Source organism: Paenibacillus sp. sgz302190, assembly GCF_059820445.1.
In genome coordinates, this window is the sequence record NZ_JBZYAO010000003.1 from 140,068 (window position 1) to 156,903 (window position 16,836).

The 16,836-nt window shown below is 52.3% G+C and carries 13 protein-coding genes; all 13 read left to right on the plus strand.

All coding sequences use genetic code 11. The features are described from left to right. The first annotated feature begins 94 nt into the window (after window positions 1-94). On the plus strand, window positions 95-772 hold the full coding sequence (locus AC6RNO_RS05775) for a response regulator (RefSeq protein ID WP_497104911.1): 678 nt from the start codon (window positions 95-97) through the stop codon (window positions 770-772). Beyond that, the gene (locus AC6RNO_RS05780; RefSeq protein ID WP_497104912.1) at window positions 769-2,136 is read left to right on the plus strand and encodes an ATP-binding protein; all 1,368 of its coding nucleotides are present in this window, start codon (window positions 769-771) and stop codon (window positions 2,134-2,136) included. Before AC6RNO_RS05775 ends, AC6RNO_RS05780 begins: the two co-directional genes overlap by 4 nt. Before the next feature lie 90 nt (window positions 2,137-2,226). After that, complete coding sequence (locus AC6RNO_RS05785; protein ID WP_497104913.1) at window positions 2,227-3,933, plus strand: S41 family peptidase; 1,707 nt, start codon at window positions 2,227-2,229, stop codon at window positions 3,931-3,933. Window positions 3,934-4,150: 217 nt separating this feature from the next. Continuing rightward, window positions 4,151-5,386, plus strand: coding sequence for a glycosyltransferase (locus tag AC6RNO_RS05790; protein ID WP_497104914.1), 1,236 nt, complete (start codon window positions 4,151-4,153; stop codon window positions 5,384-5,386). Beyond that, entirely contained in the window at window positions 5,383-6,627 is a 1,245-nt protein-coding gene (locus tag AC6RNO_RS05795; RefSeq protein WP_497104915.1) for a glycosyltransferase, read from the plus strand. The genes AC6RNO_RS05790 and AC6RNO_RS05795 overlap by 4 nt, the downstream gene beginning before the upstream one ends. Then, complete coding sequence (locus tag AC6RNO_RS05800; RefSeq protein WP_474679182.1) at window positions 6,617-6,781, plus strand: hypothetical protein; 165 nt, start codon at window positions 6,617-6,619, stop codon at window positions 6,779-6,781. The genes AC6RNO_RS05795 and AC6RNO_RS05800 overlap by 11 nt, the downstream gene beginning before the upstream one ends. Before the next feature lie 579 nt (window positions 6,782-7,360). Beyond that, on the plus strand, window positions 7,361-7,678 hold the full coding sequence (locus tag AC6RNO_RS05805; RefSeq protein WP_497104916.1) for an ATP-binding protein: 318 nt from the start codon (window positions 7,361-7,363) through the stop codon (window positions 7,676-7,678). Between the two features lie 777 nt (window positions 7,679-8,455). Further along, window positions 8,456-9,514 (plus strand): substrate-binding domain-containing protein, encoded by a 1,059-nt coding sequence (locus AC6RNO_RS05810; protein WP_497104917.1) that lies wholly within the window; start codon window positions 8,456-8,458, stop codon window positions 9,512-9,514. A 103-nt stretch (window positions 9,515-9,617) separates the two neighbouring features. Continuing rightward, on the plus strand, window positions 9,618-10,976 hold the full coding sequence (locus AC6RNO_RS05815) for an ABC transporter substrate-binding protein (RefSeq protein WP_488438228.1): 1,359 nt from the start codon (window positions 9,618-9,620) through the stop codon (window positions 10,974-10,976). A gap of 76 nt (window positions 10,977-11,052) precedes the next feature. Beyond that, window positions 11,053-12,000 (plus strand): ABC transporter permease subunit, encoded by a 948-nt coding sequence (locus tag AC6RNO_RS05820; protein ID WP_497104918.1) that lies wholly within the window; start codon window positions 11,053-11,055, stop codon window positions 11,998-12,000. Between the two features lie 4 nt (window positions 12,001-12,004). Continuing rightward, the gene (locus tag AC6RNO_RS05825) at window positions 12,005-12,856 is read left to right on the plus strand and encodes an ABC transporter permease subunit (protein ID WP_497104919.1); all 852 of its coding nucleotides are present in this window, start codon (window positions 12,005-12,007) and stop codon (window positions 12,854-12,856) included. A 39-nt stretch (window positions 12,857-12,895) separates the two neighbouring features. Then, window positions 12,896-14,422, plus strand: coding sequence for an arabinosylfuranosidase ArfA (gene arfA, locus AC6RNO_RS05830; RefSeq protein WP_497104920.1), 1,527 nt, complete (start codon window positions 12,896-12,898; stop codon window positions 14,420-14,422). Window positions 14,423-14,440: 18 nt separating this feature from the next. After that, the gene (locus AC6RNO_RS05835; protein ID WP_474679175.1) at window positions 14,441-16,426 is read left to right on the plus strand and encodes a glycoside hydrolase family 127 protein; all 1,986 of its coding nucleotides are present in this window, start codon (window positions 14,441-14,443) and stop codon (window positions 16,424-16,426) included. Window positions 16,427-16,836: the final 410 nt, after the last annotated feature.

Consider the following 16,836-nt stretch of genomic DNA (forward strand, 5'->3'; position numbering starts at 1 on the left):
CTTTTTGGAAAGGAGTCCTAACCCTTGTTCGTCGAATAAGATAGAAATCGCCGGGATCTGTCGGCGATATACGAATTCAAAGGGGCGCAGTAAGATGGCCAAAATACTTGTCGCAGATGACGATGCGCATATTCGCAAGCTCATGGCGCTGTATTTGAAGAACGAAGGGTTTGAAATTGTCGAGGCGGCTGACGGTGTCGAGGCGCTTACCGTTATGGAAAACTCGGCAGTCGATGTCGTTATCCTCGACATTATGATGCCCCATATGGACGGGTGGGAGCTGTGCAGGGAGATCCGCAGCCAGTATCCGGACATTCCGCTTCTGATGGTAACGGCGAAAGGTGAATCGGGACAGAAAGTGAAAGGCTTTCAGTTGGGGACGGACGATTATGTAACCAAACCTTTCGATCCACTCGAGCTTGTGATGAGAGTCAGAGCACTGTTGAAACGGTACCGTATTGCTGCCTCCCAGATCATCCGGCTAGGCGAGATTGAGTTGAACCGGCTGGCTTTCAAAGTTTTTCGCGGTGACGAAGAACTGGTTATTCCGTTCAAAGAGTTCGAGCTGCTGTTTAAGCTGGCTAGCCATCCGGGGCAAATTTTTACAAGAGAACAGCTCATCGTACAAATTTGGGGGATGGATTATGAAGGTGATGACCGGACCATCGATGTTCACATCAAAAGAATAAGGGAACGTTTTGCCGGCGATGCGAATCATTTCCGCATTGAAACGGTCCGCAGCCTCGGATACCGGCTTGAGGTGAATAAATGACGAGATCTTTATACGTCCGCATCGTGCTCACGTTTGTGGCCGCAATGACAGTAGGCTTGCTCGTATCCGTTCTTGCCGGGCTTGCCCTTTTCGAGAAAAAAATAAATGCTATCGGACAGAACGATTTGATAGCTGCCGGCAAGGAGATCATTCGGGTCTACGAACAGACGAGTCCGGAAAATTTGGATCGGTTCCTGGAAAGTATGGTGGCGCTTACCTCCTATTCTGTACAACTATACACCGGTTCCGGCGATGTAAAATCATTTAAATATAGTCCTGACACGGACGATTTTGCGATTTCCCGGCAGTCCGTTCAACAAGTCCGGGAAGGAGGGATTTACCGATCGACCTCCGAAGATCATGAGACATTCGTCGGGCTGCCGTTTCCGATCAACGGTGAGCGTCAAGCACTATTTCTGAAACCTTCTTCCAAAAACGAAGCAACTATCATTCGCTTGTTTCTGACTATTTTATTGTTCGTCCTAGTGACGGGAAGCGTCTGCATTCTCATTGCCGCGATGTATGTCGTGAAGCCGATCAAACATTTGACCAAAGCGACCAGACGGCTTGCGAAGGGGGATTTCGAGGTGGAGCTGGGAACCCGGCGCAAGGACGAATTGGGAGAACTGGCGCAGAGCTTTAACGAGATGACGATTGGCCTCAGGCAGTTGGAGCAGATGCGGCAAGATTTTGTCTCGAATGTATCGCACGAAATTCAATCCCCGTTAACGTCCATATCCGGGTTTGCAAAAGCGCTAATGGACACCGATCTGATTGCCGAAGGCGAGCGCGTGCAGTATTTGGATATTATTTTGGCGGAGTGCGGGAGACTATCCAGGCTCAGCGACAATTTGCTCAAGCTCGCTTCTCTTGAATCGAATCACTATCCTTTGGAGCAAGACACATTTCATCTCGACGAGCAAATCAGGCAAGTAGTCGTGAGCTGCGAACCTTTATGGTCGGGAAAAAGCATTCGCATTGATCTGGACCTGCTCAGGGCCGTCAAAATAACGGCTGATCGCGATCAGCTTAATCAAGTGTGGATAAATTTGCTTGGCAACAGCATCAAATTTACGCCCGAAGGCGGGCGTATTCATATTCGGATAAACTCCCGCATGAACGGATATTCCGTGACGATAGCCGATTCCGGAATCGGGATTGCGCCGGAGCAGTTAGGCCGTGTTTTCGAGCGGTTTTACAAGACGGACCGGTCCCGGAACCGCAGCGAGGGCAGCGGTCTTGGGCTCGCCATCGCTAAAAAAATTGTTGATCTTCACCAAGGAAGCATTCATATAGAAAGCAAGGCAGGACAAGGCACGACAGTGATCGTTCAACTGCCTGCCGCTCCGCCTGACAACTCATAGATCCGTTCACGCTCCGTTCATATTTCTCCACTACTCTTCCGAATGTAATGCATGAAACATTAGGAGAAAGTGAATGGGAGGAGATTGGAAATGAGCATGATCGGCACGATGGATTCGATGAAATGGCTGACGGTATATGAACTGGTTTTGTGCGCCATTGCGCTATTCGTTTTGACGATGCACGCAGTACCTTTTAAGAAATACTACAAATGGATGGATTATTTTCCGAGTTTGGGCATGCTGGTATCCATTGCTAGCCTGCTGTCAGGAGACGCTACGCTGCTGGCTCTGGTCCTTTACTCGCTGGTGTTGATCCTTTTTTTGTGCACGCTCAGGAGACTGTTTCGGTCAGGCCGGCCTTGGGCCGCTCCGAAGAAGAAGTTGTTTCGGTTGTTCAGGCTCGCAGGCTGCACATGCGGGGCTGTACTCCTTGTATTCGCGATTATGTACGCAGGTGTATTGCGTTACAACCCGCCCGGCGATTTCAGCGGGATGAGCTACTCCGCAGCATTTCTGGCAATGAACGAGAGATTGTCGCGGGAATATCCGTTCGGAACATGGAAGCAAATCGATTGGAATGAGCGAAAAGACAAGTACGAACCTATATTCAAACAGGCCGAGAAAGACAAAAACATTGACTTGTACTACAAAACTTTGCGAGAGTATTTGTTTTCTATGCGGGATGGGCATATCAAAATTGTGAACGACAACGTATATGACGGCAACAAAGTGTTTAAAGACGAGGTGGGCGGCGGCTTTGGCCTAAGCACCGTTCAACTGGATGACGGCAAGGTGCTTGTCAGCCTTGTTCTGGAAGGCAGCCCGGCTTTCAAAAGCGGCATCAAGCTGGGGGCGGAAATTATCGTCTGGGACGGAAAATCCGGGAAAGAAGCTTTTGACCGGACTGTCTGGAGCGAGACCGGCATGGCAACGGATGAAGTGAAGAAGTTCAATCAAGGGCGGTTCATGGTCCGGGCTCCAATCGGCAAGGAAATACAAGTGGTGTTTCGAAATTGGGGAGAAGCGGGCTCCGTCAAAACGAGCCTGACCGCTTATGACGATCAATTCGAGACTTTAAAGAAGACAAAAGTAAAACTCACACAAGCAGATTTGGACGGCTCGCCCATCGAAGGCAAAATTCTCGACAATGGATATGGCTATGTGAAAATCAAGCATTTTCTTCCCAATTCAAACGTCGGTTCACCTGAAAAAAGCTTGGCTGATACATTGAAACTGTTTCAGGAGAAGGGCATTAAAGGCCTGATTATCGACCTTCGGAACAATCCGGGCGGAGATGATCAGCTTGCCGCCAATTTGGCCGGCTTTTTTGTCAACGAGGAGAAGCACTATGAATATGTCAGTTATTACAATAGATACACGGGAAAATTTGAGCTGAACCGCAATGAAGTTGTCAAAGTCAAGCCTATGGAGCCGTATTACAACGGAAACGTAGCCATATTGGTCAACAGCAGAACCGGAAGTTCGGGAGAAGGGATTCCGCTGGTTTTAAAAGGTTTGCCCCGCGTTAAGATCGTAGGGTTTACATCTACGGCCGGTTCTTTCGGACTGATGAGCCGCCCCATAGAAATAAAGATGCCGGAAGGATACGTGATCGAATTCCCTGATGGAAGGTCGCTTAATCAAGACGGGGTCATTCAAGGCGATGCTGACGCGACAGGGGTAGGGGGCGCAGTCCCCGACATCAAAATTCCCCTGAACGAAGAAACGTTCAAAGAAAGCGTAATGGACGGACAGGACGTCGAATTGAAATACGCGATAGAAAAAGGATATCGGTAAGCTTTTGGAGCGGAAGGTAGATTTTTTTATTTATCAGCCGCCTGCATGCAAAATAGGTAACTCGCTCAGGGAGATGGCACAGTCTCATATACTTTTTTTTCATACATTGTAGATGTAGTAGAAATAAATCCATATAAACGCATTTGCTTCGGAATATGGGCTAGTCGGCATATTTTTGTTAATCGCGTGTCATAGCTGCATGAAGGAGGGATAACTATTGCGCATACTTCTAACGACCAAATGGGGGATTCCGGACGTAGGCGGCGTATCGGCTCATATGCTGCAGATGCAAAAAGAATTGACATCAAGAGGGCACGAAGCAGATATTATGGGCTATTCGCCGGACGGCTCCGCATACCATTTTATCAACCGAAATCTGGCGCTCTCCATCCAAGAATTAACCCCTCTCTTATATGCAAAAAATCAGGCGATGTTCGCCCGCTTGCGGGATCCCCGGGTTATGTACGCCGAAGTCAGCCGCTATTGTATGGAACTTGCCGCCGCTTATTTCGGATTGAACGAATACGATATCATCCATGCCCATGATGCTATTGCGGCTTTGGCGATCAGCCGGGTAAAGCCTTCGCATATTCCTCTGCTGGCCAGTATCCACGGAACGATTCCGAAAGAAGTGTACCTGCAAATGAAAAGCGAAAACATTCACTTGACTGAAGATGAGTTTAAAGAATCGTTCATAGGCCGGTACTATTTGATTTTGGAACGAAGCGGCATCCAGGCGGCCGGCAAGGTGATCGTTTCGAATCAATGGATGAAAACAACGATCGTTCGGGAGCACGGCATTTCCCAGGATAACATCATCATTTCAAATAACGGGATGGACATCGCTTCCTTTTTGCAAAAAGCCGATATGTATGATTCCGTATTGACACCTCTTCCCGGCAAAAAGATCATCCTCTGCACGGCCCGGTTGACTTTAATCAAAGGCATTCACCACCTCTTGCCGGCTCTTGCGCTGCTGAAGCAGGAACGGGATGATTGGGTATGCTGGATTGCCGGCGACGGCGATATGAAAAACGAACTGCTGCAGCAAAGCGCAGCGCTTGGGATCGAACAGCATGTTGCGTTTTTAGGCCAACGCCAAGATGTGCCGTATTTGCTCAAGCAGGCGGATATTTTTGTACTGCCGAGCATTCAGGATAATCATCCTTTTTCCGTCATAGAAGCCCAAGCGGCCGGCAAAGCGGTGGTCGTGTCCGATTCCGGCGGCTTGCCGGAGATGGTGGATCACGGGCATACGGGGCTGGTTTTTCCTACGGGTCAAAGCGACATATTATTTCAGCATGTAAAACTCCTTTTGGAAAATGACTCCTATCGACACCGGTTGGGCCATAATGCGCAAAAGTGGGCCGCGGATAACTGGTCTATAGACAGTGCGATGAAACGAGTGGTATCGATTTATGAAAGTTTGATCAAAAAGGAGGGACATGCTTGAAAATATTGCTTGCCACATATTGGATCATTCCTCATTTAGGCGGCGTTTGGACCTTCATGCAGCAGCTGCAAAAACAGTTGGAATCCATGGGGCATGAAGTCGATATATTGGGCAGCACTCCTGACGCTACAGGGTTTCATCTCAATCATCACGCAGTGATATCGAAGCAGGAGTTTCTCCCCTTGCTGCATGAAAAGCTGAAGCAGCCTATGTTTGCGTACTATTTTGCGAATCAGCAAATTTTGAGTGCCGAAGCGGACCGCCTTGGCATGGAACTTGCAGCAGCGTATTTCGGACTGGACAAGTATGATCTCATCCATGCTCAGGATATTATTTCCGCCCGGGCGATCGGCCGGGTCAAGCCGCCGCATATTCCGCTGATCGCCAATATTCATGGAGCCGTTTCACGAGAATTGTTTCTCGTTTCACAAACGGCCAATCCTGCTTTAACGGAAGAAAATTTTCGAAAAACGCAGGTTGGACAATATTATTTGGCTCTTGAAAGGGAAGGCCCGATGTCGGGCGATATGATCATTACGTCGAATCACTGGCTTAAAAACATATATGTCAACACGCTCGCTATTCCCGAACAAAAAATAACCGTGTGCCCGACAGGCATAGATATCCCGGCGTTTCTGCAAAAAGTGGATACTTATGACGCTCCGCTTTCCCCGCCGCCAGGCAAAAAAGCGATTCTTTGCACGGCGCGTCTTACTTTAGTCAAGGGCATTCATCATCTGTTGTCGGCTCTGGCCCGGCTCAAGCAGGTGCGGGATGACTGGGTATGCTGGATTGCCGGAGAAGGCGAGATGGCGGCGCAATTGAAGCAGCAGTGCATTCATTTTGGCATAGAGCACGACGTTTTGTTTTTGGGATATCGCCATGATGTGCCGTATTTGCTGAAACAGGCGGATATTTTCGTTATGCCGAGCATTCAGGATAACCAGCCTTTTTCCGTTATCGAGGCCCAAGCGGTCGGAAAGCCTGTAGTCGTGTCCGACGCTGCCGGACTGCCGGAAATGGTGCTGCACGGACAAACAGGGCTTGTTTTTCCGTCCGGCCAAATCGAGGTTTTATTTGAACAGCTGAGGCTTCTCCTTGAAAACGACGACTTTCGAAAGCATTTAGGCATGACTGCGCAAATATGGGCTTCGAACTATTGGTCTGTAGACGCCATGATGGGCAGAATTATGAAAATATACGGAAACGTAACGAAGGAGGCGAAACCGCATGGTTCCTAGCGACATGTATATCTCCTTTTTTTATGATATGACGCCAACCCCGCATATATGGGTGAATGAATACGTTTGGAACAAAATCAAAGAGGCCGTCCCGGAAGGGTACAAAATTCCCGACTTGGCGATCATTAATTTCCTCCTCGCCAATAATGGCTGATGCGCTGCTGTCAGGGTGACTTCCCTGACGGCTTTTTTGTTGTGCCGGCGCAGCCGGCGGGAAAAGCCTGCGAAACCCCCATGACGCCATAGACGTCACCCCTAGGAACCTTCCGCTCGCCAGAGGCGGTCGCATCATTTGCCCTGGTGCGCGAAGAAAGCCTGCGAAAGTGCAGGCTTTTGCTCGGGTGAGACGCTGGCCACGGAATATTCCTGCAATTGTGCAGGCTTTTCAGCGCGAACATGGGTTTAGATTCAATTTCATCGAAAATTCCTGCACAATCGCAGGCTTTTCACCAAAATGAACTGTTTTTGCGAAAAAAACCTGCACTTTGGCAGGTTTTCCCTTTGCAGGCCGTCTCGTGCCTCCCGCTTTATCACCACAACCTTTGCGGGAGAGGTGTGAGTTGGAGGGGAGCGGCTGAAGAATGGTTGAAGAGCAGTTGCGCCGCCCTCTGATTCCTCTACCCCCTCACTTTATCGACAATTTGCAGAATTGCAGGAATGCTGTCAGCACGAGCACATCAACGAGCAAAAAGATGCATGTTCGCGGCTATTTGTCAAACTGGACAAAGTGCGTATGAACCGCGTCATTGCCAATTTGATCGGCAATTCGCTCAAGTATAATCCGGCGGGAACCGTGTTGTATGCGTCTTGCGAAAGCAAGGACGGGCAGGCTGTGCTGCGGCTCGGGAATAGCGGCATCGGTGTTCAGGAGCCGATCAAAGAGCTAGTTTTCGAACAATTTGTGCACAGCGACAGTCCGGTGAAGGATAGTACAGGGATAGGTCTTGCGATTTGCAAAAAAATTATCGGCTTCATCACGGCACTATCGAGCTGGAGGCGGACCCGCGATATTCCCCCCTGTTCAGAATCACTCTGCCGTGTGCGGAAGTAAAAGGCGGGGCGGCGAACCCGGGAGCGAGCGTGCATCGCGGGCAGAGAAAGCAGTTCAAATTTTTAAAATGTTCTCCTTGGAGTCTGGCGGGCGGAGTTGCTTTTGTGCATACGCAATGAATGATGGCTGCATCTTTACCGCTAAAGCTGCATAAATCAAGCTGCCCGAGAAAGTGTGGTCGACCGACCGCCATCATGCAGCGCAACACCGCGCACTTGGAGCTGTGCGGAGGGCTAGGGGAACAAGAGGGCCTTAATTTGGGGGCCAGCCGCTTTTTCTGGGCGCTGGCCTCTCCCGGCGTAGGTCGCGGAACTGCGCAACTAGGCAGGAAGCAGCTTAATAGGGGAAAAACCTGCGAAAGTGCAGGTTTTTTCTGCAATAATGGTCCATTTCGGCGATCAGGGATGCAAATTCATGTATTTTTGCAGGTTTTCTTCGTGCGGCTGGGCAGAATGTGTCCGCGTGTGGTCGACCGACCGCCGACATGCAGCGCAGCACCTCGCGCTGCGGGGCGGTTCGCAGTCATTTTGAGTCATTTTGCAAAAACATGCCGTCTACATAAGTGCATCAGACAGACTCCTTGCTGCCCCATCTGCGGAGTGGCGAGGAGACAATTTGTAGCAATTAAATAAAGCGCTTCCATAAAATCGGCGCAAAGGTTGGAATTTTTAAAAAAGTGGTTGAAGTTTTGGGTCGTCAAACAGGCCCGATTTCAGTATGATGAACTTGTAGCGCTTACAAAAAAGTTTAATCGTTTAACTTGAGGGGGCAGGATCATTGTCCAGAATCAGCATGAAAGATATTGCGGCACAGGCCAATGTATCCACGGCGACGGTTTCTTACGTGATCAACGGCACCCGCAACGTTCGCTCAAAAACGAGAGAGCGCGTTCTTGAAGTTATTCAGCAGTTGAATTACAAACCCAACGATATCGCCAAAAGCTTAAAGCGCAGAAGGACGAACACGATCGGCGTCATCGCCGAGGACGTAACGGTGTTTAATGTGCCGGAAATTATCGACGGCATTCACGACTATGCGGACCGCCACGACATGCATGTTCTGCTGACGAATCTGCGGCTTGACAAAAGGATCGGCAAAAATTTTACCGATGTCGATATTTACCGCAAATACGCGGAGGAGGCCGTATCCGAGCTGCTGAGCAAGCAGGTGGAAGGCGTTATCTACATCAGCATCCATACGAGGGATTTGACGGGTTTGATCGATACCGGCGACAGACCGCTTGTGTTTACATACGGCTACGCGCAGACGCATGCGTCCGTTCAATACAACGACGAGCAGGCGGCTTTCGATGCGATGACGTTTTTGGTCAAGCAGGGGCACCGCCGCATCGCGCTCATTAGCGGCGGCATCGATTCGATGCCCTCCCGCCTGCGGCTGCAGGGATATTACAGATCCGTCACGGAGTGGGAGCTCCCTTTTGACCCGGAACTGATCAAGATCGGCGATTGGGAGAAGAGTTCCGGTTACTTGCTGGCGGTGGAGCTGCTGAATGCGGCGCGTCCGCCAACGGCGATTTTGGCGATGAATGACGTGATGGCCGCCGGCGTTCTGCAGGCTGCCGCCGAGCTCGGCGTCGCCGTTCCCGGGCAGTTGTCCGTCATGGGCATCGACAACCGCGAGTTTTGCGAGTTTTTGACGCCGCGCTTGACGACGATGGATTTGCCGCTGCATGAAATCGGTTATTACGCGATGGAGGAGATTACCCGCATGATCGGCCCTGACCGGAGTATGCTCGGGAAAATGCTCGCTTGCCGGCTCGTGGAACGGGATTCGGTAGCGCCGCCTGCAGCCGCGCCGCAGTCGCATGAGGCTTAATTTAAACGTTTAACAACGAAGAACGATCCGCCGCCATTTTCAGCTTGAATCCGACAAGGGTTGAGCATAGATTGAAAAAATGAAAAATTAGGGGATGAAAGAAATGAAGAAAACTTTGTTTACGACGATGGCGCTAAGCTTGGCTATCTCCAGCGTGTTGAGCGCATGTTCAAGCACCCCGGAAGCAAAATCATCGCCAAGCGCGGCGGCCGGAAGCGGCACCCAGGAATCCGCCAAGCCCGAAGGAGGCAAGAAAGGGGCTGCGGCGCCGACCAAATTAACGTTTTGGACATTCGTCGATCTGCATCAGAAATATTGGGAAAGCATGGCGAAAAGCTGGAACCAGACGCATCCCGACGAACCGATCGAGCTCGAGGCGACGACGATTCCTTACGACGATATGCACTCCAAGCTGCTGATCGCGCTGCAAACCAAAACCGGCGCGCCGGATTTGGCGGACATCGAGCAAAGCAAATTCCCGAACTTTGTGCGCGGGCAGTCCAATCTCGTTCCGCTCGACGACATCGTCACGCCGATGCTTCCGAAGATCGTCAAATCGCGCGTCGATATTTACAGCAAAAACGGCAAATATTACGGCGTCGATTACCACGTAGGCGCAACGGTCATTTACTACAACAAGGAAATTCTCGATAAAGCGGGCGTCAATCCGGACAACATCAAGCTGTGGAGCGATTTGGAAGAAGCGGGCAAACAGGTGCTGGCCAAGACGGGCAAGCCGATCATCACGTTCGAAGGCAACGGCAACTGGTCCTGGTGGCCGGCCATTTCGCAGCAGAAATCGGACCAGGTCGATGCGCAGGGCAATGTGACGATCGACAACGACATCAATATTAAAACGATGCAATTTTTCCAGAAGCTCGTGAACGAAAAGGTAGCGGCCGTAGCGCCGGGCGCCGGTCACGATACCGAGGAATACTTCGGCTTTATGAACAAAGGCGGCGCCGCTTCCGTATTCATGCCGTTCTGGTTCATGGGCAGATTCACCGACAAAATGCCGGATCTGAAAGGCAAAATGATCGTTCGTCCGATGCCTGCCTGGACGGAGGGCGGCAACCGCTCTGCGGGAATGGGCGGAACGGCCACATCGATTACCGATCAGTCCAAGCATGTCGAGCTGGCCAAAAAGTTTTTGACTTACGCCAAGCTGACCAAAGACAGCGGCATCCAGATCTGGAAGCAGCTCGGCTTCGATCCGATCGTAACGGAAGCCTGGACAGATCCGGCGATGAAAGAGTCCAACAAATTCACCGACTACTTCGGCAACGACATTTTCGATACGCTGCTCAAAGTGAAAGACGAAATCGCTCCCGTCAACATTACGGATAACGAGCCGATCGTATTCGATGCGATCCGCAATAAAGCGATGCCGCAAATTTTCCTCGATAAAAAAGATCCGGCTCAAGTGCTCAAAGCAGTCGGCGACGAATTGCGAAAAAAATAAAGCTTTGCGAAAATAGGTCGCTGGCACGGTCATGAACATGGCTGTGCCGGTGAACTGTTCTTTTCGGCGGAGGAGGATGAGTATGCGTATTCTGGGCCAGCAAGCAACCGAACGAATGCCGGCGCGAATCGCCGGACAAAGGGCCGTAACAAGGAGATCGTTATCTCTGGCTCCGTATTTGTTCGTCATGCCGTTTATCGTGTCATTTCTGCTTTTCTTTGCTTATCCGATCGTCAGCTCGGTCATCATGAGCTTTCAGCAAATGATTCCGGGCGAAGAGAAATTCATTGGCTTGGACAATTACGTCAAACTGTGGAATCCCGATTTCTTCAAAGCGATTTATAACAACGCGCGCTATACGTTTTGGACGCTGCTGATTTTGATTCCCGTGCCGATGGTGCTGGCGGTATTTCTCAACGCCAAGCTGCTGCCGGCCCGCAATTTTTTCCGTTCGGCGTTATTTATACCGGCGCTGACCTCGGTCGTCGTGGCCGGCGTTATTTTTCGCCTTATTTTCGGCGAGCTGGACGGCTCCTTCATGAATTCGGTCATGCATCTGTTCGGGCTGCCGAGCCAGAAGTGGCTGCTGACTTCGAATCTGGCCATGGTGGCGATGGTCGTGCTGGCGTCGTGGCGCTGGATCGGTATTAACATTTTGTATTACTTGTCGGCGCTTCAAGGCATTCCGAAAGATTTGTACGAATCGGCGGAAATGGACGGCGCAGGGACGCTCAGCAAGTTTTTCCGCATTACGGTGCCTATGTTGAAGCCGATCACGATCTACGTGCTGACGATCAGCATCTACGGCGGATTCGCGATGTTTACGGAGAGCTACATGCTCTGGGCGGGCAAACCTTCGCCGCAAAACATCGGGCTGACGATCGTCGGCTACATCTATCAGCAAGGGTTCCAATATTTTAATCTCGGCTTCGGGGCGGCGATCGGCATTGCCTTGCTGGCCATCACGCTGCTGGTCAATCTCGTGCAATTAGTCATATTCGGCTTGTTCCGGAAGGAGGAATAGGGGCATGAAAACAGGTCGCGCCCAAGCGGTTTCAACGGCGTTGCTGATTATTCTGTTTGCGGTTTTGTCCGTGCTTGCGCTTTTTCCGCTTTACGCGCTTTTTCTCGGTTCCATGAAACCTTCGACCGAATTGTTCCGGTACGGGCTGAACGTCAGATGGGACTTCGATCTCATGAGCTTCAAAAACTATAAGGCGATATTTGCCGGCACAGGCTCGGCCAAAAATTATTTTGTGTGGTACAAAAACAGCGTGGTCATCACCTTTTTGTTTACGTTGATCAGCTTGCTGTTCTCGTCTGTGGTCGGCTACGGCTTGGCGATGTATAAATTCATTGGTAAAAATTTCATTTTTTCCCTCGTGCTCGTGACGATGATGGTGCCGGTGGAAATCATTATTTTGCCGCTTTACAAAGAAATGATCGCGCTGAAGCTGATCAACACAATCTGGGGCGTTATTTTGCCGTTCGCGGTAGCGCCGCTGCCGATTTTTTTCTTCCGCCAGTTCGCCACCGGGCTGCCCAAAGATTTTATGGATGCCGGACGGATTGACGGCTGCAGCGAAGGCGGCATCTTTTTCCGCATCATGGTTCCGCTTATGATCCCGGCTTACGGGTCGATGGCGATTTTGCAGGCGTTGTCGAGCTGGAACAATTTCCTGTGGCCGATCATCGTCATGCGGACGACGGACCAGTTCACACTGCCCATCGGGCTCGCCACCTTCTTATCCCCGCTCAGCGACAACTATGACGTGCTCATCGCCGGGGCGGTGCTGTCGATTGTGCCGATTTTGATTTTGTTCGTGTTTTTCCAACGCTTTTTCATAGAAGGTCTCACCGTGGGCGGCGTCAAAGGCTAACCGCGATTGCCGGCCGTAAAGATAACAGGAGGAAGAGAAATGGCTGCTGAATGGAAAGCTGCAATGAAAATTGATAAAGATTTCCGCGTGGCGGAAGTCGACAAGCGTCTGTACGGATCTTTCATCGAGCATTTGGGACGCGCCGTATACGGGGGCATTTATGAGCCCGGCCATTCCACAGCGGACGAACTGGGATTTCGCCAAGACGTCCTCGAGATGATTCGCGAAATCGGCGTGCCGATCGTCAGATATCCGGGTGGCAATTTCGTATCCGGCTATAACTGGCAGGACGGCGTAGGTCCTGTCGCGGAACGCCCGGCCAAGCTTGAGCTGGCGTGGCGGGTGCTGGAGCCGAACTTGTTCGGCACGAACGAATTCATGGCCTGGTCGAAGCGCGCAGGCGCAGAAGCGATGATGGCGGTGAATCTCGGCACAAGAGGAATCGACGAGGCCAGAAATTTGCTGGAATATTGCAACCATCCCGCAGGCTCGTACTGGAGCGATTTGCGGGTTGCGCACGGATATAAGGAGCCTTACGGCATCAAGACTTGGTGTCTCGGCAATGAAATGGACGGCCCGTGGCAAATCGGCGCCAAAACGGCCGACGAATACGGCCGGCTGGCGAACGAAACGGCAAAGGCGATGAAATACGTAGACCCGGGCATCGAGCTTGTCGTCTGCGGCAGTTCATTCCGCAGCATGCCGACATACGCCCAGTGGGAAGCCGCCGTGCTTGATCATACGTATGAGAACGTCGACTATTTGTCCCTGCATACGTATTACGGAAACGCAGATAACGATACCGCCAATTACTTGGCCAGATCGTTGGATATGTCGGCCTTTATCCGGGAAATTACGGCGGTGTGCGATTATATAAAAGCGAAAAAGCGCAGCAAGAAGACGATGATGCTTTCTTTTGACGAGTGGAACGTGTGGTTCCATACGCTGGAGTCGGACAAACAAATTACGCCTTGGCAGGTCGCGCCTCCGCAGCTGGAGGATGTGTACACGTTCGAGGATGCGCTCATGGTCGGCAGCATGCTCATTACGCTGCTGAAACATGCGGACCGGGTGAAAATCGCCTGTCTGGCGCAGCTTGTCAACGTCATTGCGCCGATTATGACCGAAACGGGAGGGGCGGCGTGGCGCCAAACGATTTTCTTCCCCTATATGCATGCCTCGGTGTACGGCAGAGGAACTGTCCTGCATGCGTTTGTCGATTCGCCCAAATACGATTCGAAAGATTTTACCGACGTTCCTTATTTGGACGTTGTCGCGGTTCACGATGAAGAACGGGAAGAACTGACGCTGTTCGCCGTTAACAAAAGCCTGGATCGCCCGATGAGCTTCGAATGCGACGTGCGCAGCTTCGCAGGATATCGCGTCGCAGAGCATATCGTCCTGGAAAATAACGATGCGAAAGCGGTCAACACCGCTCATCGCATGCACGAAGTGGCGCCGCATTCCCGAGGGGACGCCGCCGCCCGCGACGGCCTGCTCAGCGCGAGGCTGCCGCAGCTTTCCTGGAACGTCATCCGGCTGCGCAAGCAGGACACACAGCCATAAAAGAAAGAGGTGCTTGATATGATAAAGCCGCAAGCGGCGCAATTCCGGGATTCCGTCAAAGTCAGGATTGCCGATGCATTTTGGTCCCCCTATATTCAATTGGTTAAAAATGTCGTGATCCCGTACCAATGGGATGCGCTTAACGATCGGATCGACGATGCGGCGCCCAGCTACGCGATACGCAATTTCCGCATTGCGGCGGGAGAAGAGCAGGGCCCGTTCGGCGGCATGGTGTTTCAGGACAGCGATTTGTACAAATGGCTGGAAGCCGTCGGGTTCATGCTGGAAATACAGCCGGACCCCGATCTGGAAAAGGTGGCGGACGACGTCATCCGTCTCGTCGAAAAAGCCCAGCAGCCGGACGGCTACCTCAACACGTATTTCACGCTCAAGGAGCCGGACGGCCGCTGGACGAATTTGGCGGAATGCCACGAGCTATACTGCGCCGGGCATTTGATCGAAGCGGGCGTCGCGTATTACCGCGGAACGGGCAAGCGGGCGCTGCTCGACGTATGCTGCCGGTACGCGGACTATATCGATGCCGTCTTCGGCAGCGCCCCGGGAAAGCTGCGGGGATATGACGGGCATCAGGAAATCGAGCTTGCGCTCGTGAAGCTGTACGAAACGACCGGCGAGGAGCGCTATTTGAAGCTCAGCCAGTTTTTTCTGGACGAACGGGGGCGTCAGCCGCACTTTTACCGGCAGGAGTATGAAAAGCGGGGCCGCAAGGTCCATTTTCCGGAGCTGGACATTGCCCATGATCTGGCTTACAGCCAGGCCCATCTGCCCGTTCGCGAGCAGGAGTCGGCGGTCGGACACGCCGTGCGGGTCGTCTACATGTGCGCAGGCATGGCCCATGTCGCGGCGCTCTCGCAGGACGAAGGGCTGCTCGAAGCATGCCGAAGGCTGTGGGCCAACATCGTCGGCAAACAGATGTACGTTACGGGAGCGATCGGCGCCATGGCTTACGGCGAAGCGTTCACGCTCAATTACGATTTGCCAAACGACACGGTATACGGCGAAACGTGCGCTTCCATCGGGCTCATTTTTTTCGCCAGACGCATGCTGGAGATCGAAGCGAAGGGCGAGTATGCGGACGTGCTGGAGCGGGCTTTGTACAACACGGTCATCAGCGGCATGGCCCGGGACGGCAAACATTTTTTCTACGTCAACCCGCTTGAGGTTTACCCGCCGGCCAATGCCGTCAACAAAATTTACGAGCACGTCAAGGTGCAGCGCCAGCGGTGGTTCGGCTGCTCCTGCTGCCCGCCGAACATAGCCAGGCTGCTGGCTTCGTTGAATCAGTACGTGTACACATGGAACGACGGCACGCTTTACGCGCATCTGTACATCGGCGGCGAAGCGAGCATTCAGGCCGGCCGGCGCCAATTGAAGCTGGAGCAGGTGTCGCAGTATACGGCCGACGGCAGCGTCAGCTTCCTGCTCGGGACCGGCGGTCAGCCGGCCGACTTCACACTGGCGCTGCGCATTCCCGGCTGGTGCGGCCAGTCGTTCAGTGTCCGGGTGAACGGGGCCGATTGCCCGGTTTCGCAGGCGGCGGACGGGTACGCCCGCATCACCCGCAGCTGGAACGACGGCGACCGGGTCGACGTGCGCTTCGCGCTGGAAGTGAAGGCGGTCAAGGGGCATCCGCTCGTCCGCCAGCTTGCCGGCAAAGCGGCTTTGCAGCGCGGGCCGTTCGTGTACTGCATGGAGGAAGCCGATAACGGCGGCAATCTGCATCTCATCTATTTCAACGGCGAAGAGGATTGCCGGGTGGAGTACGATGAAACTTTGCTGGGCGGCATGCACGTCATCAAAGCGCCTTGCGTGCGGACCGCGGTGCCCGAGGAGGGGAACGCGCTGTATGTCAGCGGCAAACAATGGCCTGCCAGCGCAGCCGACGTCACGTTCATTCCGTATTACGCCTGGGGCAACCGCGGCGTCGGAGAGATGAGCGTATGGGTGAAGGAAAATCCGGCGGCAGCCCCAAATCTGCCATGATTTGAGCCCTCCCGGCGCATGAAGGAGCACTTTCCGGCCCGCCAAGCTGTGCGAAAATCCGCGGCTGCGAGCGGGGGACGTGCTCCTTTTTCATGCGCGTTTTCATGCGGTTAAAGTTGAAATTTTTAAAAAAGGTGTTGGAAAGATTAATGTCAATTGCGCTCGCATCCTATATGATACTTGTGTATACAAACTCCGGGACGAGCTTGATGGAAAGAGATGGCTGCGGAGAATTGAACAGACAAGGCGGTGGTTGGAAGGAGCGGCAGCAGGGCAATTTGGCAGCGGGTTAAAAGCATCCCGGCAATTTGGTAAGCGAATACAATAATGAGGAGGACAATGATGAAACGAACGTTGCTTAATTATTGGAACAAGTTTTCAAGTTCTCGGAATCTTCAAATGTTAGTCGC

Coding starts and splice junctions, on each gene's coding strand:
- AC6RNO_RS05775 (WP_497104911.1), top strand. CDS start 95: ATGGCCAAAATACTTGTCGCAGATGACGATGCGCATATTCGCAAGCTC.
- AC6RNO_RS05780 (WP_497104912.1), top strand. CDS start 769: ATGACGAGATCTTTATACGTCCGCATCGTGCTCACGTTTGTGGCCGCA.
- AC6RNO_RS05785 (WP_497104913.1), top strand. CDS start 2,227: ATGAGCATGATCGGCACGATGGATTCGATGAAATGGCTGACGGTATAT.
- AC6RNO_RS05800 (WP_474679182.1), top strand. CDS start 6,617: ATGGTTCCTAGCGACATGTATATCTCCTTTTTTTATGATATGACGCCA.
- AC6RNO_RS05805 (WP_497104916.1), top strand. CDS start 7,361: ATGAACCGCGTCATTGCCAATTTGATCGGCAATTCGCTCAAGTATAAT.
- AC6RNO_RS05815 (WP_488438228.1), top strand. CDS start 9,618: ATGAAGAAAACTTTGTTTACGACGATGGCGCTAAGCTTGGCTATCTCC.
- AC6RNO_RS05820 (WP_497104918.1), top strand. CDS start 11,053: ATGAGTATGCGTATTCTGGGCCAGCAAGCAACCGAACGAATGCCGGCG.
- AC6RNO_RS05825 (WP_497104919.1), top strand. CDS start 12,005: ATGAAAACAGGTCGCGCCCAAGCGGTTTCAACGGCGTTGCTGATTATT.
- arfA (WP_497104920.1), top strand. CDS start 12,896: ATGGCTGCTGAATGGAAAGCTGCAATGAAAATTGATAAAGATTTCCGC.
- AC6RNO_RS05835 (WP_474679175.1), top strand. CDS start 14,441: ATGATAAAGCCGCAAGCGGCGCAATTCCGGGATTCCGTCAAAGTCAGG.